The following is a 22296-nucleotide window of genomic DNA, read 5'->3' as shown; positions in this document are numbered from 1 at the left end:
CTACCTGCTTTGAATAATCAAGGAGCATATCATGGAAGTAGGTCTGATCGGTCTTGGACGTATGGGTGCCAACATGGCGATTCGTTTGCGACGAGGCGGGCACCGGGTGATTGTGTACAACCGCACTGTTGAAAAAGCACGAGCGTTGGCAGCCGAGCACGACATGATTGCCGCTGAAGAGCTGGCCGATCTGGTAGCAATGCTCACTCCACCACGAGTAGTCTGGTTGATGTTGCCAGCCGGTGCGGCTACCGACGAGCATCTGGCCGCTTTGACTCCACTCCTTTCGGTAGGCGACATTGTGATCGATGGCGCCAACAACAACTACAAGGCCAGTATTGCCCACGCTGAACAGTTAACAGCCCAGGGCCTGCGTTTTCTCGATGTCGGCGTGAGCGGAGGCATTTGGGGCTTGCAGGTAGGTTATTGTCTGATGGTCGGTGGTGATGAGGCTACATTCCGTCATGTTGAGCCGCTCTTGCAAACACTTGCGCCACCGGAAGGCTATTTGCTGTGTGGACCTCACGGTGCCGGTCATTTCGTAAAGATGATCCACAACGGGATCGAATATGGGATGATGCAGGCCTACGCCGAAGGCTTCGAGATCCTCCGCCAATCGCGATACGATTTCGATCTGGCGAAAATTAGTCATCTCTGGAATCAAGGGAGTGTTGTACGCTCATGGTTGTTAGAACTGGCCGAACGAGCATTTTCCGCCGATGCTGATTTGTCGAGTATCCGTGGCTACGTTGAAGATAGTGGTGAAGGTCGCTGGACAGTGCAAGAGAGCATTGATCTCAATGTGCCGGCGCCGGTTATTACACTGTCGTTACAGATGCGTTTTCGTTCACGCCAGGAAGATAGTTTCAGTATGAAAGTTCTGGCGGCCCTACGCCAACAATTTGGTGGCCACGCAGTAAAAAAAGTGGAGTGAGTTGACGTGACAATGGCTTTCCTGGACAATCCACTACGCACCGGGTTACGTATGGGCCGTACCCCTGAACCATGCACAATGGTCATCTTCGGCGCCAGCGGTGATTTGACCAGACGCAAGTTGGTACCTGCGCTGTACAATCTGGCCCGTGAACGTCGTTTACCGGCTGGCTTTTCGGTGGTCGGCTTCGCCCGTCGTGATTGGACCGATGACTCTTTTCGCGATCTCCTTCGCGAAGCCGTCGATGCGAACTCTCGCTCAGGGCCGGTTGATCCGGAATTGTGGGCCAGTTTTGCCCAGGGCATTTATTACCATTGGGGCAATTTTGACGATGCTGATGCGTATCGTCGTCTAGTCGAACGACTGGCGGCGATTGATAGAGAGTGTGGTACCGGTGGTAACCGCGTCTTTTATCTGGCAACCCCACCGGAAGCCTACCCAACCATTATTGCCCAATTGGGCGCCCACGGTTTGGCTCGCTCGTCTGGCTGGACGCGCATCATTATTGAAAAGCCATTTGGTCACGATTTGACCAGTGCCCAGGCCCTCAACGCCGAAGTTCTGTCAGTTTTCAATGAAGATCAGGTCTACCGGATCGACCATTATCTCGGCAAAGAGACGGTACAGAATATCTTGATCTTCCGCTTTGCCAACGCCATCTTTGAACCAATCTGGCATCGGAGTCATATCGATCATGTGCAAATTACTGTTGCCGAAACCATAGGTGTTGAAGATCGCGGTGGCTACTACGACACCTCTGGCGCCCTGCGTGATATGATCCAGAATCACCTGATGCAATTGCTGTGTCTGGTGGCAATGGAACCACCATCGGTATACGACGCTGATGCGGTGCGTGATGAAAAGGTGAAGGTCTTACGCGCCATACGTCCAATTGCGCTGCATGATACTGTACGTGGTCAATACGGGCCGGGCAGTGCCAATGGCCGACCGGTGCGCGGTTATCGCGAAGAAAAGGGTGTGTCACCGACGTCGCAGACCGAAACCTATGTGGCGTTGAAACTCTTCATCGACAACTGGCGTTGGGCTGGGGTACCGTTCTACTTACGCAGCGGGAAGCGCTTACCACGGCGGGTTAGCGAAATTGCCATCCAATTTAAGGCTGCCCCGACGATGATTTTCGCCGATACACCACTGAACGACCTTGAGCCGAACGTTCTGGCAATGAAGATACAACCCGATGAAGGGATTTCGCTCAAGTTTAGCTCGAAAGTACCCGGTCAACCGCAGATTCGCCCTGTCACAATGGATTTTCGGTATGGAGCATCGTTTGGGGTCACTTCACCGGAAGCATACGAACGTCTCTTGCTCGATTGCATGCTCGGTGATGGCACCCTCTTTACTCGTCGTGATGAGGTTGAAGCTAGTTGGACATTGTTGACGCCAATCTTGCGGGCATGGGCCGAAGGTCCACCACTGCCGTTTCCAAACTATGAAGCCGGAAGTTGGGGGCCTGTAGAGGCTGATGAGTTTATCGCTCGTGATGGTCGATCCTGGCGGCGATTATGAAATGGTGGAGTAGATATGAGCCAGACGGCAATCGATATTGATGCCATCGAGCGCGAATTACGTCAGATGTGGCAAGAACAGGCCATCCATCCCAACGCTGGTGGTCAGGCAGTTATCCGAGCTTTGACCCTGAACCTGATAGCACGGGCGCCAGACGATGCCTGGGCAGAACAGATTCTCTCAGTTGCCCCAGGGTTGACTGCACAGCATCCCAATCGCACGGTGATAGTGATCGACCGTCCTGGTACAACTGTCGAAGTGCAAGCGCAGGTGCAAGCGCTCTGTACGCTTACCAATGCTGGCCGTACCCAGGTGTGTGGTGAACAAATTACGATCAGTGCGCGAGGGACGCCAGCCGGGCAACTGGCCGGACTGGTATTGCCGTTGTTGGTTCCTGATCTGCCGGTTGTCCTATGGGCGCCCGGTCCTCAACCGTTCGCCCAACCATTGGTACAACGCCTGTATCGGTTGTGTGATCGAGTCATTGTCGATTCAACGACGTTTACCGAACCACTGACAGAACTGGCTGAGCTGGCAACCTTTGAGCAAAAGGCAAAGGGTGCGCCAGCAGTGAGCGATCTGGGGTGGACTCGTCTGACCCCCTGGCGTGAGTTGGTGGCCCAGTTCTTCGACAGCCGTACCTTTTTACCGCACTTGCATCGGATCGATGAGATTGTGATCGAATATGCTGCCGGTACAGTAGTGAATCCGGTTGCTGCTCTCCTCTTTGTCGGCTGGCTGGCCAGTTGTCTGAAATGGGCACCGCTGGAAGAGGCCGTTGGTATCGAAGGTGAGACAATTCGGTTGTACCTGCGTCGGCCTGCGGTCGGCGTTGGGCCGGCAGCTATTCGGCTGGTGAGTGTGGAAATACGACCATCGTTATCTCCGGCCAGAGCAGGTCTGGCGAGCGTTGTGCTACGGGCCATCGATAATCAGCGGGCTGAGTTTGTGGTTGCGCAGACCGACGATGCAGGGCATGCCCGCACACGGGCAACTGTTGCCGATACTCCCCCGATTGAACGAATGGTAAAAGTTGATCCTGTGACGCTAACCGATCTCCTGAGTAGCGAGTTACGGCTCCTGAGCCGTGATCGAACCTTCGCGGCAGCGCTGAACTTGGCCGGTAGCCTGGCCCGGCGTTTAACAAGTTATCACAATGATCCACTATAATGTCGGTCTACGGTCAGTACGGCGTATTGTCTAAAGGTTGAATCAATGTTTCCCTTCACTGAACTTCTACTTAGCCCGATAGGTGTTGGTCTGCTGATCTTGATGCTGCTGTTGGAATGGCTGACGCTGGTGCAGATCAAGTGGCAACCGCTGTTCAGAGCCTTGGGGGATGCAGCGATTGCCAGTACAGTTTCATCGGTCGTCATTGGATTGCTCAGTCAGTTAATACTGTCCCTAGAGAACCCCCTGGTCGTGATCGTGGCAGCGTTTGCGCTAGCTGTACTGGTTGAGGGGTTCGTGTTTATGCTGATTCGCAAACGGAAAGCCTCGGCTTGCTATTTGGCGGCACTCCTGGCCAATACGGTGTCGTTTATCTTCTTCTTGATCTTTTATCTGTCTTTCTTCGCGATGTAATTTGGCGAAACTGTCGGGAAGGTACAGGGTATGATCAGGGGCGGGTACACAACCCGCCCCTTCGGCACTGATGGCTGCCATCCGAAGTCATCGCTTTTTACCGCGTGGCACTGCCGACGGTTGCCGGCCACGTGGTGGTGTGGTAGTGGATGGGAGTTGCCCACTCTCGATGGCAGCCCGAATCCTGGTTGCTTCTTCGGCGACTGTTGAGCGAGTAGACTGGGCTGCTGGTGCCGGTCTGCCTGCTGGTTCTGCGTTCATCAGAGTCGCCAGCTCGTGCTCACGTCCGAGATGGCAATGTTTGAACTTCTTGCCACTACCGCATGGACACGGATCATTACGACCAATCTGAGGTGTCGTCCGTCGCTGTGGCTTACGCGATGTGTCGGTGCTACCATTATCGCTTGTGCGGGCAGTTGCCAGGCGGCGTGCCTGCTCTTCGGCAATCTGGCGCAGATACGCCTCGTATTGGAATGTGGCCGGAATGATATTATAAACAATATCGCGGGCAATATTTTGCTTTAGCTCCTCAAACATACGGAACGATTCACGCTTGAATTCAACCAGCGGATCACGTTGCGCGTATGCTTGCAGCAAAATATTTTGCCGCAGCTCATCCATTGCTGTCAGATAATCAATCCACTGTCGATCAATCGCGCCAAGCATGACCCGTCGTTCAATAGTACGCATCACGTCGGGGGTAACTGCCTTCTCGCGCTCGGCATACGTTGTCTCAAGATGATCAAGCAGGTACTGCTCGATCTCCTCTTTCGTTTTTCCTTTTAGCGTTTCAGCCGTGACCGAGGGTGGTAATGTTGGATTAATACGTCGGTAATCACGTAGCAGATTGGTCAGGTCTTCGTCGTCAAAGCCTTCTACCAGGTGTTCATCGATGCGCTGTTGGATCTCTTCAGCGATCAGATCAAGCACACGCTCACGCATGTCCACTTCATCGAGAATCGCCCTGCGGTCAGCGTAGATGATCTGCCGCTGCTTATTCATCACATCGTCGAATTCGACGGTGTGCTTGCGCACATCGAAGTTATACCCTTCAACGCGGGTTTGTGCGCTCTCGATGGTGCGGTCGAGCAGACCAGCTTGCAGGGGAATGTCGGAGTCGACGAAGCGTTCCATCAAACGCTTAATCCGATCCACTGGTCCGAAACGACGTAGCAGTTCGTCTTCGAGCGAGAGGAAGAAGCGTGACGAACCGGGATCACCTTGCCGACCAGCACGACCGCGCAACTGGTTATCGATCCGGCGGGCTTCGTGTCGTTCGGTGCCGATGACGTGCAGACCACCGAGCCGACGCACCTCTTCACCTTCCGCTTCAGTCTGAGCGCGGGCTTTCTCCCAGGCTGCCCGCTTCTGTTCCGGCGTAGCAGTTTCAAGGGTAAGACCTTCTTTGCGCAGAAACTCTTCAAGCAGGCCATCAGGATTCCCACCGAGCAAGATGTCTGTACCACGCCCGGCCATATTGGTCGCGACGGTGACGGCACCCTTTCGGCCAGCCTGGGCTATGATGGCAGCTTCGCGTTCATGGTGCTTGGCATTGAGCACGTTATGCGGGATGCCGGCCTGTTTCAACATCGCACTGAGGCGCTCGGATGTCTCAACTGACGTGGTACCGATGAGAACCGGACGCCCAAGCTCGTGCATTTCTTGCACTTCACGCAACACCGCTTTGAACTTCGCTTCTTCGGTTGCGTAAATCTGATCGGGCAGGTCTTCGCGAATCATTGGCTTGTGAGTCGGGATGACCACAACCTCAAGATTGTAAATCTTGGCAAACTCCTCGCGCTCAGTATAAGCGGTACCGGTCATACCGGCCAGCTTTTTGTACATACGAAAATAGTTTTGGAAGGTAATGGTGGCCAGCGTGACATTTTCGTTCTTAATAGGCACCCCTTCTTTGGCCTCGATTGCCTGATGGAGGCCATCACTCCAGCGTCGTCCTGGCATTGCCCGCCCGGTGAATTCGTCAATGATCACCACTTCACCGTTTGGGGTAACCATGTAATCGCGATCACGCTGGTAGATAAATTGCGCTTTGAGCGCATTCTCAATATAGTGCATCTTTTCGTAGTGTTCAGGGTCGAACAGACTTTCACCTGCTGGAATACGGAGTAGCCGTTCGAGCTTCTCGATCCCCTTTTCACTCAGGTAGATGCTCTTCGTCCGTTCGTCAATGAAAAAGTCGCCGTCCGGCTCCAAACCCTCTTCTTTCACCTGTTTAGCCGATACCGAAGAACGACGCAACTGGCGCACGAGTTGGGCCATCTGGCGGTACAGATCCGAAGATTTCTGGGCCGGGCCAGAGATAATCAACGGTGTACGTGCTTCGTCGATCAAGATGTTATCTACTTCATCGACAATGGCGTAATGCAATTCGCGCTGCACGAGCTGCGACTTCTCGTAGGCCATATTGTCGCGCAGGTAGTCGAAGCCGAACTCGTTGTTGGTACCGTAGGTGATGTCAGCCAGGTAGGCTTCGCGGCGCGTACATGGCCGCCAGTGAACGAGACGCTGATCTTCAGGATTGGCATTGGGGTCGATATAATCAGGATCGAACAGCGCACTCTGATCATGGGCGATAAACCCCACCGAGAGACCAAGAAAGTGGTAAATTGGCCCCATCCAGCCTGCGCCAACTTTAGCCAGGTAATCGTTTACTGTCACCAGATGGGCCCCTTTCCCTTCCAGCGCATTGAGGTACAGTGGAAGGGTGGCAACCAGTGTTTTACCTTCACCGGTCTTCATCTCGGCGATCTTGCCCTGATGCAAGACAATTCCACCGATCAATTGCACATCATAGTGGCGTAGCCCAATCGTGCGTGCGGCTGCCTCGCGCACGGTTGCAAACGCTTCAGGCAAAATATCATCAAGCGTCTCACCATCGGCCAGACGTTTGCGAAACTCATCAGTCTTGGCGCGCAATTCAGCATCGCTGAGTGCCGCAAATGCTGGCGCGAGCCGATTGATCTCATCAATAATTGGTTGCAACCGGCGCAGCTCCTTTTCGTTGCTGTCGCCGAGCAGACGCCGGAGAAAATTCAGCATATCAACACCTCACGACAGGCAGTAAGGCTGCCTGGTACGAAACACGACAAGCGCTTGCCCGCAAGGGCCAGCGATAGATATTCACTTCATTATAGCATTGCTGCCGATTTCGGTGATGACCTGTTCAAATACCTCGACCACTCGTGGATCGAAATGGCGCCCGGCTTGTTCGCGAATGTAAGCAAGTGCCCGTTCCTGTGACCAGGCTGCCCGATAGGGACGATCACTCGTTAAGGCATCGTAGACATCGACCACTGCAAAGATACGGGCAGCGAGTGGAATTTCTTCACCGCGTATCCCACGTGGATAACCAGTACCATCCCATTTTTCGTGATGGCACCATGGAATGTCGAGAGCAGGAGCGAGGAACGTAATCGGTCGTAAAAATTCGACCGCCAGCGTGGGATGAGTCCGCATAATCGCCCATTCTTGCTCATCGAGCGGGCCAGGTTTAAGCAGGATCGCATCGGGAATCCCCATTTTGCCAATGTCGTGCAAGAGCGCACCGCGACGGATATGCACTAGTTCTTCTTCGCTAAAGCCCATACGGGCTGCGATGCGTATCGTCAACTCGGTTACGCGCCGCGAATGTCCTTCTGTCTCACGGTCACGCAGGTCAAGCGCACGCGACCAGCCTTCAATTGTCTCGTCGTAAGCCGCACGCAACTCGGCGTTAGCCGCACGAAGCTGCTCGAACAGATCGGTACGATGCAGGGCATTTGCCGCTAGTTCGGCAATGTCGCTGAGCAGTTTCATTTCAAATTCGCTTAGGGGGGTTGCGCGTGTAAAAAGCAGTGCACCGATCTGGCGGTTGGCAGCATTCAGGGGAACACCAAGTACAACTTTCGTCGATGTTCCAAAAATATCGGTAAGTTCTATTGGCGCATCGGTTCGACTGAGCCGTTCGGTCACCACTGCGAGCAGGGCAGGTTGTTGTTCGAGACTGGCCAGACAGTCGAGCGCCAGATCGATCTGGAGTATTGATTCGGTTGAACGGAGCAGCGCAATACTCTCGGCCTGCATGACCTCGCGCACTTGTCCAAGCAAAATTGGCGTGAGTTCTGACCATAATTGAGCCGGACGTAATGAGGCGCCAATAGTAGCGATGATTGCCCGCCGTTGTTCACGGGCAACTTGATCGGAAATATCTTGTTTAATAGCAATGAAACGATAAATCTGCCCATGCTCATCGGCAACGGGCGTAATGGTCATCTCTTCGTGGTAGAGGCTGCCATCTTTCCGCCGATTGATGATCCGCCCTCGCCACGGTTTACCCGACAAAATCTGCTCCCAGAGTTCAGTGTAGAATGCTCGATCGTGCTTGCCAGAGCGCAGAATCCGCGTCGAGCGGCCAATCACTTCGCTGACCTCATAGCCGGTAAGTGTCGTGAATGCTGGATTGGCCCACTCGATAATACCATTCCGATCGGTGATGACGATCGTGTTGGCTGCATCGTTGAGGGCTTGCGCCTGCAACTGGAGACGGCGGTGTTGCTGATAGAGTTGAGTACGGTAGTGCGCATTTTCTATGGCAATTGCCAGTTGTCCGAGGAACCCTTCACGTTTGATGATATAATCGGCTACCCCCAGCCGCAGCGCTTGAAGTGGAAACTCTTCATTGCCGGGCTGAGCCATCACAATGATCGGCTGACTGAGTTGGCGAAACTGGAGTAGTTCCTTGACCAGATCGAGCATTGCTAGCGTAGGTTGGGTGCAATTAATCAGCACAACATCACCAACCTGGTGACCGCGATCAAGTTCGTGGCGAAGCGCGTTCCAGCCACGGATATGCTTACAGTGGATATGGGGTGCCGTGCGTTGCAGGTATTGAATAGTTGTTTCAGTATCGGTCGGTGAAAATTCAATTACCGTTACCTGAATAGCCATACTCCGTCGCGCCTGTTGCGAATGGAAACGTAGGCATGCCTGTTCAATAATTGCACCAATGCGGTCAAGATAATCATCACGCTTGATTACATAATCATCGGCGCCAGCCTTAAGGGCACTAATAACCATATGATCGCCACCGCCGCCGGTCAAAATGACGACGGCAAGCGGTAAGTTTTGCGACCGGATCAGAGCTAGTAGATCAAGTCCATCGCCGTCACGCAAGTGCAGGTCGAGTACGACCCCTTCGTATGGAACATCGGCAGGTGATAATCCCTGCACATGTTCGTATGCTGCGTGATATGAAGAGATATGATTGATAGTCGCTGCGGGATTAAACTGTTGCATTGTACGCCGAAAGAGATCGGCGTCGAATGGATTGTCTTCAATCAGTAGGAGGCGAAGAGGATGCGTTGGCATTTGGTATCTCCAGATAAAAGGTTGCCCCAACACCGGGACTGCTTTCCGCCCATACTCGCCCACCCATGCGCTCTACCGCTTTGCGTACAATTGCCAGCCCAATACCTGTGCCAGGGTAGGCTTCCTGTGGATGTAAACGCTGAAAAATAGTAAAAATGCGGTCATGATCACGCATGTCAAAGCCGATACCGTTGTCTTTCACCCACAATCGTACCGCGTTATGCTGAATATCACAGCCTATCGTCAGTCGTGGTTGAGGAACATGCACGCTGAACTTGAGCGCGTTGTCGATCAGATTACGTAGTGCAATGGTTAAGCCGGTTGCATCGACATATAGGCGAGAACAGCGCAAGTCGCGCTCGACAACAACACCACGATCGATAATTTGCTCGGTGTATGGGGCAAGAATTTCCTGAAGTATGTTGTCAAGATCGATAACGGTATAGTGAAGTGGTTTACGCTCAATGTGGGTGTATGCCAACAGATCATCGATCAACTGATTCATCTGCTTGATCGCGGCTCGAATGTTCTGTACGCACTGGCGGCCATCTTCATCGAGATGGCTGGCGTGAAAACGGAATAATAGTTGACTGTATCCATCAATCACCCGCAGCGGAGCTTTCAAGTCGTGTGAGACGATAGAGGTGAATGTTTCGAGTTCCTGGTTAAGTTCACTCAACTCTTGATTGGCTGTCTGCAAGGGTGCTATGTGTTCAGCAATACGCCGTTCGAGCGAGGCATTAAGTTCCTGGAGTTCCGCATTTGCGGCGCGGAGTTTGTCGTTGATCATCTGATTATGCGTGAGCGTTCGCCAGCGCTCAATGCCTAGCCAGATTGCCATAATGGCAACGAAAACCCATCCCTTAAGCGTCTGCCAGTTTGTCAGGTCTTCGGCGTTAGTCGCAATCACACGTAACAGGCGATCAGAAACGATGATCCAGCCCCCAGCGATCAGAACATACCAGATAGCTAACCGAATAGCACTGGGGATTGGATCGGCACTACGCCAGAAATACCGGATCGATGCAAGCGACATAGCTTTATCCCGCCATGAGTTGTCATGTGCGAACATCTGGAGGAGTCATCAAACGGGGATGTGCTCTTACCGGAATTACTTTGTTTATCATAGCACACTCCTATAACCAATGCTAGATGATAAGCCAATGCGGTAAGTAGCAATGGTGTCGGTGCCGGTGCTGCAAGGTGTGTCTGGCGCCCTCGCTTTCCCCTGCGTCCTTCCTCTTCTATCAGAGCTGCGCATGGGTGAGGTAGGCTCTCTCCCCTCTTTTTTTCTTGCCACCGCGCAGTAGCGACGGGTTCCACTCTATCATCCCTTCCTTGCGGAAGTGCTACGTCAGTCAATCCCTTTCTATTACCAACTGCTCGACTCAAGTCAGCGGCCCGCGTTTTTGGGAAAACGGTGTGCAGGTCGGGAATTGCTGTGAGAGAAAGGGGCACAGGCAGTACAATACGGAAGAATGGTTCGTTTGGTACGCAGAGTATGATCAAAAACCTGGGCTTTTGATGAGGCTCGACTATAGCATCGTCAGAATGGTGAGAGAAATGTTGGCGGGCAACTGGTATCCTCACCTTCCCCCCAGACCCTTTTCTCTTCCGCACGAGGCGAGGAGGGGGAACCTCACGCAATGGTCGCACAGGTACGGTACGTGCCCAATGAGAAAGCCGGGTTGTTGATCAGGCTCTCAGAGTATCCGATTGCGTAACACTCAATCATAGAGACTCTATCTGGTTCGTCAAATGAGCAAATATGGCATAAGATGTTGGTGTAACGTGTTTATGGTGGCCGAAGAAAGGCGGCCTTCCGGGCCTGTTGTAAAACGGGTTCGGTAAACCAGACAATATGGCAAAAGCAGGAGTGCTTTACGTTGGTACCGATAATGGCCTTTATGTGTTTAGTGATCCGGGTGGCGTAGGACGCTGGCGGTTGTTGCCTGATGTTTCCCTTCCTGGTGAGCAAATCATTGGTCTGGTCGCAGCCGACTCGCTGAGTCTGGTTGCCGCCACGAAGCAGGCCTTTTGGCGGAGTGATGATGGGGGGCGGCAGTGGCGTGAAGCCGATGCTGAAGATCGCTTACTCTTTAATTTCCTGAATAGTAATCAAATTCCTGTCGCCACAGTTCAGGGGATGGGTGTCTGGCGTCAGACTGAACCTCCCCTGGCCGATTGCTCACTGTTAGCCGTGCTCTCTGGGAAGCAAGAGGTGCTTTTAGCCGCGAATGCTGATGGAACACGTCTGCTGCGGAGTGATGATGGTGGAAAAAACTGGCAACAGGTGTCGGTAAGCTGGGATGGTCGGTTGAGTGCATTTGCTCCAAGTAGTTACCATATTGACGTTGTTTGGCTCGGAACCGATACCGGCCAGATCTGGCGTAGCGATGACCGTGGTCGCTCGTGGCAATTGGTGGGGAATGTTCCGCACGCCGTGCGCTGCCTGGCAGCGGCACGAGTGGCGTAAGCACGTACCTAAATAATCGGGATGGTACAGTGCTTTCCCTTCTCGGATAGCACAGAGAAACCAGGAAAAAGAGGCAGGAATGAATGAGAAGCTGACTTCCCAACCCGCTTGCAGTGCGTGCGAAGGCGTGCAGCTTCTCGTTCTGACGGCCCTCTCGATGACGATCCGGTTGGCTCGCTGATGATGTCTGCCACCGAAGTGGTGTGCTGGGAACCAAACTCGTCTTACGTTTCCCCTTCCTCTCCGCCAGGACGAGAGGAAGGGGATTGGGAAGAAGGCGAGGGATTCGCCGCGTTCTGCATCACGCGAACGAGTGGCCCACCCACCCAGGATCGAAGGAGACCCGACGCTGAAATTGCTGAAAAGGTCACGGGTGCTGTCTAATACCCATAAAAGTCGGTGTACCCTTCCCGGTCGAGTCGGGCAATCATTTGCGCAAGGCGAGTCGCGCTGCGAGGTAGTTTCCCAACACAAAGGGTTTGTAATCTGCTGAGGGCGTGACGAAACCGCGGTGTATCATCGCCGCGCAGACGCGGTAAGAAACGTTGCAAGAGCTGAAGATCGAGTGCCTCCAGAGTCGTCATGTCACTTGCTTGCGTTATGAACACGAGTGTCTCGCGCAATGCCCGGTAACCCGCTGGTCGCCCTGCTTCGCGAAAGAGAGTCTGTACCTCGCTCAAAATGTTCCATATCTGCTCATCTTCGATCTGGTACATTACACGCAGTGCCTGTACGTCAACCGAACCTAGCTCAATCAGATTAGCCCGGTCGAGAACTTTATCGCTCAGGGTGAAGGTACTTTCGTCGACGTTAACAGTGCCGATTAGACGCAAATTGATCGGTAACCGCAACGGATTATGCACGATTCCGCCGCCAGCCAGTGGTGTTTCGGTGAGTGGTGTACCCAGATCGATCAATCCCTCGGCCGTCTCCATCGCCGATAGTATCGGTGCCAGATAATATTCTGGTCGCGCCAGATTCATCTCGTCGAGACAGACAATATAGGTCTGATTGGGATCAGCCGCTGCCTTCAACACATGACGCAAAAATGGCGTTGGTTGGTATAGCCCGGTCAGGGTGTTGTAATAACCAAGCAGATCGCGGGCACTGTGCCAGTCAGGTTGAACTGCTACTAGGAGGTAGAACGGGTTGGGCTGACCTTCATCAACTCCTGCTAAGGCGTCGGCGTAGAGGCGGGTCAACCAGGTCTTACCACTGCCACTCGGCCCCGCCAGGATGACCAGTGGCCGCACCTGAACGGCGAGATGAAAAGATTGCAAGATATGGTCGTCAATGACCATACCACGCCGACGAACGATCGTTGCGATCTGAGCGACCGATGGCGCGCCGGTAACGTAGCGTTCTGGCGTTTCGCGTAACGTATGGGAAGACACCAGATCGATTTCGGCCTGCTCCATGAGCGCCTCATTTAGCGGGAGAAGGGTACAAATATCTTCGATCACCTGCTCTGCCGACGGCAGACGATCCCAAGAGTACACAAAACCGGCCCAAAGGTACTGCGCACGACGACTGAGATAGTGGTCGATCCAGCGCATTCCTGGTACCGGCAACCGCCGACCGGCAAAACGGGCCTGACCTTCACGCTCAATCCGATCAATCAACGCTTCCCATACCGGTCGTGCGGTACGCCAGAGGTGAGCTAGTTGTGGGCGGCGTACCCCCCACAGTTGCAGTCCAACCGCAAGAGTGCGTTCAAGGCCACTCACGGTAACCATAACACCAGCGCCACGTGGTGGCCGATCGAAGGCAAACCAGTAGTCTGCAATCGGATCGCGACGACCACTCCCACGGTCAATTGCCCGTCGTGACTTAAAACTCAATTCGTAGAGCGGCCATTGTCGTGGTAAAAGCAGGGCCGCCCGTTCGGCTGCCTGCTGGGCCAGTGCCAGCATCTCTGGATGCAACAGCCGTTGTATGGCATGCCAGCGCTCGCTCACGCCAGGTTGTAGCAATGCCTGGAGTGCAAGAGATGAAAATGGCATCAGGCAATGGGTGGACGTAAATAGAGCTGCGGATCAAGCCCTGGCTCGTCTGGGTCGGCAGGGAAGGCGGTGTAGAGCCGCGGTAGCATCTCGTGCAGCTCATCGGCTATCGCAGTTGTCGCTTCTTCAACCAGATCGAGTTCTAAGCGAAGGATTGGGAATTGGCGCGTGACGGTTAATTGGGTTAGCATCGGCTCCTGATCAACACCGTAACGCATCACAGCGTTGATAGCGAGGTTGTTGTCAATGTCGAATTGATCGGCAAACAGATCAATGACCTTTTCGGTCTGAAATGACAGTTCGGCTGCCGCTTGCTCGGCCTGACTTAATGGTAGATAGTAGGTTAGCTCAAACCCTAACAGGTGTTCTTGCTGTAATTCCCGACGGCGAGCAACGAGTTGATTGAGCATATCGATCATCGGTTGCCCATGCAGCGAGACAACTGTTAGCTCAGCCGGCCATTGCAAACTGATGACCGCCCGCAAGGGAGGCCGTGTCCAGTTACCGTGTTTGTCAACGTTTGGGGCCAAACAAGTGACATACAGGCTTCGCCCCATTGTGTGTACATCGACCAATTCTTGCGTGTGCACAATGTTGATCTGCTGCTGTTCGAGAGCTTCAATGAGCAGTGAAATCAGTTGCTCGTAGGTGAGCATAGTGATGTCCTTAAGAGCAGACGATGATACCTGTGTGGATTATACCATTGTCCGCGCCGATGAGGAACGTCTTACTCTGGTATAATATCATTTGCGGTGCAAATCGATACCTGGAATCGGTGATGGCAGCTCAATCTCTCTACCGGAAATGGCGTTCACAGACCTTTGCCGAGCTGGTCGGGCAAGAGCACGTGGTGCAAACGCTGCGTAACGCGATTGCTGAAGACCGGGTTGGTCACGCATATCTGTTCACCGGTCCGCGTGGTGTCGGTAAGACGACAATGGCCCGTCTGTTGGCCAAAGCGGTGAATTGTCTCCATCCTGATCGGTCAGCTCGCCCGTGTGGTGTCTGTGAATTATGTGTTGCGATTGCTGAGGGTCGGGCTGTTGATGTGATCGAGATGGATGCCGCCTCGCACACCAGTGTTGAAGATGCCCGCGAGATTATCGAGCGCGTGCAGTTTCGTCCGAGCGTGGCGCGTATGAAGGTCTACATCATTGATGAGACCCATATGCTCTCGACGGCGGCATTCAATGCGCTGCTCAAGACACTGGAAGAACCGCCCGATCACGCGCTCTTTATTCTGGCAACCACAGAGGTTCACAAAGTACCGGCAACCATCTTGTCGCGTTGCCAGCGCTTCACCTTTGTCCGACATAGTGTTGCGGCAATGGCGGCACATCTCCGCCGGATCGCTGCCGCCGAAGGTATCACTCTTGCCGAAGGTGTTCCAGAGGCAATTGCTCGCGCTGCCACCGGTAGTATGCGTGATGCGCTCGGTATTCTCGAGCAACTGGCGTCGTTTGTCGAAGGCCCGATCACGTTGCAACAGGTGCAAAGCCTGCTCGGTATGACGGCGGCGGCTGAGATTGATGCCCTGGTCACTGCACTCCTCAGCGCCGACGTGACGGCCGCGTTACGGGCAGTCTATGCCGTGGTACAGCAGGGGGCCGACGTGCGTCAGTTTACCCGTGATCTGGTGGAGCGACTGCGGGCAGTGATGTTGTTGAAGGCCACAAACGATCGCACGCTCCTCGATGTGGGTGATGACGAGGTCGCGCAACTGAGCCGGTGGGCGGCCCAGGCCGATATGGCGACATTGGTTCATTGGATGAAACTGTTCAGTCAGCTCGATGCTCAGTTGCGAACAACGCCCTACGGTCAGTTGCCGCTCGAGGTTGCTGTGGTTGAAGCACTGCTTACCCCGGTACCCGCTGCTCAATCAACAGTACCGCCTTCATTCGTCACCCGGGCAAACCCGCAACCGGTACGCCCGCCGGTAACTCGCGAAGCCGGAATAGCAGTCTCTGCGGCGTCAACTCCAGAAGTGCATTCACCGGCGAAATCTACATTGCCGCCAGAAAATCTTGAACCACCACATGGATCGGTCTCTTCATTAGCAGATTCACCATCGCTTGAGTCGGCTATACCACCAGCAGAAAGTACGTCACTCTCGGCAGTGCCGCTTGCTGCCGATCCACCACCACCGCTCCCCGCCGCCTGGGCAGCAAGCCGACAGGCCCGATCACCAGCCGATCCTACCGTCGCTCGTGCTGCTGATGCAGATATGTCAGTGCTCGAGCAAGTCGAGGCTACTTGGGAAGAGATCAAACGTGATGTTCGCCCGAGAAGTCCGACGGTTCAGGCGCTCTTGAATAGCGCCCGCCCTTACGATGTTGAGGGAAACACGATCGTATTGTTAGTGACCTCCTCCTTTCACAAACAGCGCCTGGAAGAACCAAAGAACCGCTCGATCATCGAGGAGGTCTTGCGTCGTCGTTTGGGTAAACCATATGCCGTGCGTTGTACGATAGAAGAAAAGTCGGTAGAACCAACTGATCTACGCAGTAAAATCCGTGAAGCGCGCAAAGATGAGTTCGTGCGGGCCGCACTCAACATCTTCGATGCCCACATTGTCGATATCGAACCACTAGAACCAGAATAAACAGGACACTTGCTCATTCCATTGCCAGGTTAGGATCGCTCAGCAGATTTGGGCAGCGATACGTTTGCTGGCATTGGAATAAGTAATCCGTGTGGGCATCTGGGAGCGTGATCTGATGAGCCGCAATGTGTGGCTGGAACCTATTGTTTGACGCCTCAGTACACTATCGCCCCCGAACCCTACCGCTTGCGAGAGAACCCGCTCCTGAATGCGGTGAAAGGCATGATCGACAAGAAAAGGGGGCTGGCATGACAACTGGAACGGTAAGATCACCTCTTCACACTCTGCGAAGAAGTCAGGAACTTGCCGCTCTGAACACGCTGCTTCTCTCGTTCCGCTCCCATCTCTCCCTCCTCTGCCGGTCGATGTTTCTGTCAATCGAGTGCAAAAACAGAGGGACTACCAACCTGGCGACCCCTCTGTACTCAGCCACTTGCCAGACTTGTCCTGCTACGATACAACATCGTAGTATGGATCAAGACACAAACAGCCCGCCTGGTTGCGGGCTGCTTGAACATCATTCCCGGTCTGGCTGAGCGAGCAATGGCTACACGAGATTGAGCAGCTCGTTCGCCGTGCGCCGCATATCGAGGAAGACCAGACCCAGCTTGGCCCGACTCTGTGCCAGCGCTGTCAATACCGCTTCTTCACCGATAGCCATCAGGATAACGTAACCGTCTTCTCCTCGCACAAAGACCTGATCAAGTTGCCCGCGCTTCAACTCGCTGGCGATACGCTCACCAAGCGAAAGCATAGCCGCGCTCATTGCCGAAACCCGATCTTCTTCGACATCTGCCGGCAGCGCCGAAGCCATGATGAGGCCGTCGACGCTAACTACGGCGGAGGCCTCAATATCGGGTGTGTTCATCGATAGGGCCTTCAGATGCCGCACCATCTCTTCGGTTCTGCTTGCCATTCATATCCTCCTTAGAGGCCGTCAGCCAGTTCGGGACAAGAACGAAATAGTGTGGGCCTTGACACCAATTACCAATTAGTGCAGAACTAACATCTCGACGGCCTACACGTCGCTTATTCTACTACATCTTCTCACGAACGGCAACTAGGTTCGCCAACTTTTTTGCACTTTAACCGTTCACCTATGTCTGAGCTTTGTGATTATTGTAAGAGGTTTTGGTCAGTTGGTCAACTCTGTCGGCAGGTGCGTTCTGTTACCTCGTCAATCATAGAGTTCCGGCCCTGTCCTGCACAGTGCGACCTAGAGTCTGCGTTCCCAGTGAAACCCCACAGGGTGGCTATCGCTGTCAGCAGGTGTCTGATGTTTGTCGGCATCGCCCCGTAGGACCTTTGAGTCATTGCATACACGCTAAAGCTGAAAGCTCTGAAAAGCCTTGGCGGCGAACATTGTAATGTTTTGAAAGCTGAGAATAGCGGCGCGGAACGAAACCCACGCTGCTAAAAGCCTGATCAAAAACCTCGATGTCTCATTGGGCACGTACCGCATACCCATGCAACTATTTCATGAGGATCCCCCCTTCCTCGCCCCGTGTGAGAGCGGAAGGGGGGCAGGGGAGATGGTGGGGGTACCAGTTCCCCGCCAACGTTCCCCGAACCATTCTGGCGATGCCATATAGAGCCTCGTTCCATTACGACGGATGAACCTCGACGATGGATGCAATGCGACTCACGAGGAGGGGTGAGGTACCGACTCACCCCTACCGGTATCCACGACGATGGTCACGGAGCGCCGATCCGACATCTCATGTTGCAGCAGCAGCTTGGTCGGGGTGCAGCGCTTCTGAGTTGCATCCGTTACATCGTGAGACGGGTATTCGGATAGGCACTAAAGTTATGCTTTGGCCGTTCTCCTGCCGTTAGGGTGGCATTATTCGGCTGCGGAGGATTTCATCAGCCATGGTGACTGCCTGTTCGGGGGTTAGTAAACCACGCACTGCGCTGAGTTGCATGTCGGCCAGCGTATGCCAAACCAGTTCGTTGGCAATCCGGTCAGCAGGCATAGGCAGCCCCCGTTGGGCTTGTAGTCGAAATGCACGGGCAGCAGCCAGTTGTACACTATCGACCAGGTCAGTATCATTGAGCGACAGCGCGAGCTGGGTTGGCTGGCGACCGGCCATTAATAATGCCCGCTGGCTATCCACGTTGATCATAAAGCGAATAAACGCCTGTGCAGCCGTCTGTTCAGCCGGATTGTTCAGGCGCACATTGAGTGCAATGACATCGGCCTGAACATACGGTTGCGGCACTCCCTCTTCATCACTCACCGCCGGGAGTGGGGTTACACCAAGCTGATCGTTCCAGATCGCACGATATTCAGCCTGGGCGTGGGCCCAATCAATCGTCATGATGGCTTCACGTGCCTGTAATGCCCGATCAACTAACACGCCATCAAGGGTCGCCAACAATTGCTCATCGTGATAGAGCTGACTCAACCAGGTTAACCAGCGCTCAGTGCCTTCACGTCCGCTGCTTCCGAGTACTACTGTTCCCTGTTCATCAAACACCCGCCCACCGAAGGCGTAAAGATATCCGATCGTCCGATCAAGCGAGAGGTTGTAGGCTAATCCCCACACCGGTGGATCGCGCTCACGATCGGTCAAAGCCCTGGCTGTTAACAGCAGCTCTTCGATACTGGACGGTGGTTGTAAAATATTTGCCCGATTGTAGTAGAGTGCTAGGGTGTCAAAGGTAATTGGTACGCCAAACAACACTGATCGACCGTCAATCGAAATACTGGCAGCGCCGACTGCTGTAGGCAAGAGACTATTCAATTCGCTCCCAGAGAGCATATCATCGAGCGAACGCAAGACACCATGTTGTGCCAATGCGCCGAGTGTATGGCTCTGAATAAGTACCAGGTGCGGCCCGCCACCTTCCCCAACAGCAGTCGTCACATCAGATGGTAAACTTACGGCCGGTCTGCTCTGGAGTACCACCTGCAATTCAGGATAGGCCTGATTAAACTGATCAACCAGCGTTTGTAAAACACGAGCCTCGGCTGCTGGCCACGCATGCCACAAACGGAGCACCACACGCCCGGTTGTTGGCGCAGGAGCGGGGGTAACCCTCACACAAGCAGTCTGCGTCAGCAACCAGAGGAACAACAGACAATAGAGCCAAAACCGCTGGTGCACAATGTCCTCGCTGTATTGATCGGGCCTCTTTATTATAGCAGGATGCATCTGCGCACGTTATTCATAACCGCTTGAAGCTCACCGGGCAACGTGTTTGCTGCCCGACAGTGACTGCCCTCACCCCCGGCCCCGCTCCCGCGCTGCGGGCGAGGGGGGAACTGGTTCGTGAGATCGCCCCTGGCTCATCCCCCCCTTCCGCTCTCACAGCGTGGGCGAGGAAGGGGGCTGGGGGGAAGGTGAGGGCGCTGCCCTCACCTCCGGCCCCGCTCCCGCGCTGCGGGCGAGGGGGAGCTGGTTCGTGAGATCGCCCCTGTCTCATCTCCCCCTTCCGCTCTCACAGCGTGGGCGAGGAAGGGGGCTGGGGGGAAGGTGAGGGCGCTGCCCTCACCCCGGCCCCGCTCCCGCGCTGCGGGCGAGGGGGGAACTGGTTCGTGAGATCGCCCCTGGCTCATCCCCCCTTCCGCTCCCGCGCTGCGGGCGAGGGGGGAACTGGTTCGTGAGATCGCCCCTGGCTCATCTCCCCCTTCCTCTCCCACAGCGTGGGAGAGGAAGGGGGCTGGGGGGAAGGTGAGGGGGTCTCGTCGCAGAAATGCTGGCGGTGTCCGCCACCGTTCCCCACACCAGGTTGTTGATTCGGCGCTTCGTTGCTTGCCCTCAAGTCAACGCCCCTGTTGAGCGCCTGATCAAAACCACAAGTTTCTGAATCACATTGTTAGACACTCCACACCGTTGTTGAACCGTAGCAAATGGACGCCAATGCTGACAACTCTGAAAACCCTATTCCATCTCAAGACCGATTGACAGATTCGTCTAAAGCGCATACGCTTAAGGTTCAAGTCAGTACGAAAGTGGCGAAACAAGGGCCGTCGTGTTAGTCTGAACCTGCTCCGGTAGGTATAACTGTGTACCAAACGGTAGCCGGTTCTTACCTTACCTCCTTCAGTTCCCTTTCACGCTTACGTCAGGAGAAGAAGGCATGATGGAGACAACTACTTCCTTCGCCACGACAATCAAGGAGGAGGAATGACAATGCGCGTCGGGCTTGATTTCGGCACCACAAATTCGAGTGCTGCGGTGTACGATGGTCATCGCTTGCATCTGATCAATCTTGACCCGATAAACCTTCAGCCGACTATTCTCCGCTCGACGCTCTTCATTACCCGCGAGGGCGTACCTTTTATCGGACGTGAGGCAATCAATCGCTTCACCGAGGGAAACGTCGGGCGTGAGATTGAATATGTCTGGCGGTATATTGGTGATGCTGAATTGACCTTTGCCGAAAGTGGTACGGTAACGCAGGCGCTGTATGTAAAGGTAGATGCAAATGCCCCAGGACGCTTGTTTCAGTCATTGAAAAGTTACCTCCGTGACCGTAGTTTCCAGAAGACTAACGTCTTCGGTGTCTACTACTCACTGGAAGAGCTGATTGCGCTGGTCTTGCGTATGATTGTTGAACGGATCGAGCAGCAACTCGGCGCCCCGATCAGCCACCTGGTGATAGGGCGACCGGTGCACTACGCGACGGATCCGGCAAGTGATGCGCTGGCGTTTGAACGTATGCAGGCTGCGTGTCGGCTGGCCGGTCTGCGATCATTTAGCTTTCTCGAAGAGCCTACTGCGGCAGCACTCTCCTATGTCTCTACCAATCGCCGACCTCAACGGGTACTGGTATTCGATTTCGGTGGTGGTACGCTCGACATTACCATCATGGAGCTTGATGAGCGGGGGCGACCATCGTTTTTAGCAACGGATGGTGTACCGGTAGGCGGCGACCTGCTCGACCGTCGAATTGTTATGGGCCGCCTCTTGCGGCACTTCGGCGAGGGGGCTACACTCGGCCCGCGTCGTTTACCGTTCCCAAGCCATGTCCTAGAGCATCTCAGCGAATGGCAGACGATTATCGATCTAACCCAGCCCAAATATCTGGCGATTATCGATGAAGCAGTCGCGATTGGTGATCGTCCCCACGAACTGAAGGCTCTGCGCACCCTGGTTCGTAAGAATTATGGTTTACCAATGTATGAAGCGGTCGAGCGTACTAAAGTGGCGTTATCTCAGGCTGATCGCGCCACCTTCATCCTTGACATGGGTGAGCAGACGGTACGCGATGAGATACCACGTTGGGATTTCGAGCGACTGATTGGCCCTGATGTACGGGCAGTCGAACGTTGTATCGATCGGGCGCTGGCAACAGCCGGCTTGCGACCCGAGCAAATCGATGTCGTGCTCCGTACCGGTGGTAGTTCCCGCGTTCCGCGCTTCATCCGTATGTTGAGCGAAAAGTTCGGCGCCGAGAAATTGCAGGAGATAGATGTGTTTACCAGCGTCGCGGCTGGTCTGGCAATACAGGCGTATCAATCGTAATAGTGTAGTGTTCTCTTTGCTGGGAGCGCGGGCCTCTGGCCCGCATCTTGGAGCTTGTGAGCCAGCCTTTTGCCAGAACATCATTTGGCTCGGCTTGCCAAACTGTCTGTACTGGTGCGCTGATCCGGTTTGCAACCGGTTCTACCCATTTTCCTCGCGAGGCAAGGGCCGCAGTTACAGATTAGTTTCAACCATCGGCTACAATACGCCCAAATCAAACATAACTGTAATGGAGGCTACCCTGTAAGGATGGTTTAGGATTATTCTACAGCCTGTTTGGAATTGGGGTGATCGTCGCAGGCATCCTGGCGAGCTGGTTGTTCTACGAA

The 22296-nt window shown here is 54.3% G+C and carries 14 protein-coding genes; 7 read left to right on the top strand and 7 right to left on the bottom strand.

Annotation, left to right across the window (positions count from 1 at the left end; translation table 11 throughout):
• The first annotated feature begins 31 nt into the window (after nt 1-31).
• Genes gnd through QTO31_RS12720 form a run of 4 tightly spaced genes read left to right on the top strand, consistent with a single transcriptional unit; the run spans nt 32 to nt 4045 of the window.
• Nucleotides 32-934 carry a phosphogluconate dehydrogenase (NAD(+)-dependent, decarboxylating) gene (gene gnd, locus QTO31_RS12735; RefSeq protein ID WP_031457882.1) on the top strand — a complete coding sequence of 301 codons (903 nt, stop codon included), beginning with the start codon at nt 32-34 and terminating at the stop codon, nt 932-934.
• Between the two features lie 12 nt (nt 935-946).
• Nucleotides 947-2461 carry a glucose-6-phosphate dehydrogenase gene (gene zwf / locus QTO31_RS12730; protein ID WP_301429459.1) on the top strand — a complete coding sequence of 505 codons (1515 nt, stop codon included), beginning with the start codon at nt 947-949 and terminating at the stop codon, nt 2459-2461.
• 15 nt (nt 2462-2476) lie between these two features.
• Nucleotides 2477-3631, top strand: coding sequence for a glucose-6-phosphate dehydrogenase assembly protein OpcA (locus QTO31_RS12725; protein ID WP_301429369.1), 1155 nt, complete (start codon nt 2477-2479; stop codon nt 3629-3631).
• A gap of 45 nt (nt 3632-3676) precedes the next feature.
• Complete coding sequence (locus QTO31_RS12720; protein ID WP_031457879.1) at nt 3677-4045, top strand: hypothetical protein; 369 nt, start codon at nt 3677-3679, stop codon at nt 4043-4045.
• Between the two features lie 87 nt (nt 4046-4132).
• On the opposite strand, the gene secA is transcribed toward QTO31_RS12720, so the two are convergent.
• The 3 genes from secA to QTO31_RS12705 form a co-directional block, all read right to left on the bottom strand.
• Nucleotides 4133-7105 (bottom strand): preprotein translocase subunit SecA, encoded by a 2973-nt coding sequence (gene secA, locus QTO31_RS12715; protein WP_301429368.1) that lies wholly within the window; start codon nt 7103-7105, stop codon nt 4133-4135.
• Nucleotides 7106-7186: 81 nt separating this feature from the next.
• The gene (locus QTO31_RS12710) at nt 7187-9412 is read right to left on the bottom strand and encodes an HD domain-containing phosphohydrolase (protein WP_301429367.1); all 2226 of its coding nucleotides are present in this window, start codon (nt 9410-9412) and stop codon (nt 7187-7189) included.
• Entirely contained in the window at nt 9378-10448 is a 1071-nt protein-coding gene (locus tag QTO31_RS12705) for a sensor histidine kinase (RefSeq protein WP_301429366.1), read from the bottom strand. Before QTO31_RS12705 ends, QTO31_RS12710 begins: the two co-directional genes overlap by 35 nt.
• An 825-nt stretch (nt 10449-11273) precedes the next feature.
• On the opposite strand from QTO31_RS12705, the gene QTO31_RS12700 reads away from it, so the two are divergent.
• Nucleotides 11274-11888, top strand: a complete 615-nt coding sequence (locus QTO31_RS12700; protein ID WP_031457875.1) for a hypothetical protein — start codon at nt 11274-11276, stop codon at nt 11886-11888.
• Nucleotides 11889-12268: 380 nt separating this feature from the next.
• Here the strand turns inward: QTO31_RS12700 and QTO31_RS12695 are convergent, their stop codons facing one another.
• On the bottom strand, nt 12269-13891 hold the full coding sequence (locus tag QTO31_RS12695; protein ID WP_301429364.1) for an McrB family protein: 1623 nt from the start codon (nt 13889-13891) through the stop codon (nt 12269-12271).
• Complete coding sequence (locus QTO31_RS12690) at nt 13891-14547, bottom strand: hypothetical protein (RefSeq protein ID WP_301429362.1); 657 nt, start codon at nt 14545-14547, stop codon at nt 13891-13893. Before QTO31_RS12690 ends, QTO31_RS12695 begins: the two co-directional genes overlap by 1 nt.
• Before the next feature lie 122 nt (nt 14548-14669).
• Between QTO31_RS12690 and dnaX the strand changes: the two genes are divergently transcribed.
• Nucleotides 14670-16493: a DNA polymerase III subunit gamma/tau gene (gene dnaX, locus QTO31_RS12685; RefSeq protein WP_301429360.1), complete on the top strand. Its 1824-nt coding sequence runs from the start codon at nt 14670-14672 to the stop codon at nt 16491-16493.
• A gap of 547 nt (nt 16494-17040) precedes the next feature.
• On the opposite strand, the gene QTO31_RS12680 is transcribed toward dnaX, so the two are convergent.
• Entirely contained in the window at nt 17041-17409 is a 369-nt protein-coding gene (locus tag QTO31_RS12680; RefSeq protein ID WP_028460285.1) for a roadblock/LC7 domain-containing protein, read from the bottom strand.
• Nucleotides 17410-18325: 916 nt separating this feature from the next.
• On the bottom strand, nt 18326-19603 hold the full coding sequence (locus QTO31_RS12675; protein WP_301429359.1) for an extracellular solute-binding protein: 1278 nt from the start codon (nt 19601-19603) through the stop codon (nt 18326-18328).
• A gap of 1023 nt (nt 19604-20626) precedes the next feature.
• Between QTO31_RS12675 and QTO31_RS12670 the strand changes: the two genes are divergently transcribed.
• Nucleotides 20627-21967 carry an Hsp70 family protein gene (locus QTO31_RS12670; RefSeq protein ID WP_301429357.1) on the top strand — a complete coding sequence of 447 codons (1341 nt, stop codon included), beginning with the start codon at nt 20627-20629 and terminating at the stop codon, nt 21965-21967.
• Nucleotides 21968-22296 lie beyond the last annotated feature (329 nt).

Origin of the sequence: Chloroflexus sp. MS-CIW-1, from assembly GCF_030444705.1 — a bacterium.
Taxonomy (GTDB): Bacteria; Chloroflexota; Chloroflexia; order Chloroflexales; family Chloroflexaceae; genus Chloroflexus.
This window is presented reverse-complemented; position numbering and strand designations above follow the sequence as displayed.